Source organism: Vibrio sp. 811 (assembly GCF_033339195.1).
Map to the genome: position 1 here is coordinate 1 of NZ_JAWOUB010000516.1, position 640 is coordinate 640.

Consider the following 640-nt stretch of genomic DNA (forward strand, 5'->3'; position numbering starts at 1 on the left):
CGTGTTTTGCTTTGCTTCAGTTGAAAAGCTAAACACTGTTGAGATCGGGCTTTGGTACAAAAGCGCCATTTCTTCATTGCATATCGATACTTCAGAAACAAGCTCACACTTTTCCTGCATGCTTCGGTGCCATGCATCAAATACAAATTCATCATCTAACACTGACAGTGCTAGAGCCTGGCTATCTTCAGTCCAGCCACTTTGTGCCCAATACTGTGATGCTTTGCCTTTTACCGCTCGAACAACAGTAAAAAAGAAGTAGCGACCGCATGCATCTACACTTGGAATCATGCTGCCGATATACGTAGCATCGTCCATGTAACTCACATCCAGTGCAAAGTGCCAAACTGGTGCAGTTAAAAAATAATCATTCCAAGTGTCACCCAGTTGCTCTTTACTCACTGCAATAACAGCTTGCTGCCAGTCGTGCCAACGGTTTGCAAATTCAGGAGAAATACCGTCCTTAACAAAGTCACCTTTAGCCGGCATTTTTCCGATGTAGCCCCACTCAGGCGTTACAAGGTTTGCGGACATCTGAACCTCTCCATCTCATTAGACCAAAATGGGTTGATTGCACTAGATGGAATCAACTCAAGCTGAACCTTGTTCCCCTTCAAATCGATCATGACAATGTTGTCGT

1 protein-coding gene is annotated in these 640 nt (G+C 44.4%); it reads right to left on the reverse strand.

The window, feature by feature from the left end; genetic code table 11:
* A partial coding sequence (tagF, locus tag R7Q46_RS27820; protein ID WP_318078383.1) for a type VI secretion system-associated protein TagF occupies nucleotides 1–534 on the reverse strand: 534 nt, incomplete at its 3' end.
* Between the last annotated feature and the right edge of the window lie 106 nt (nucleotides 535–640).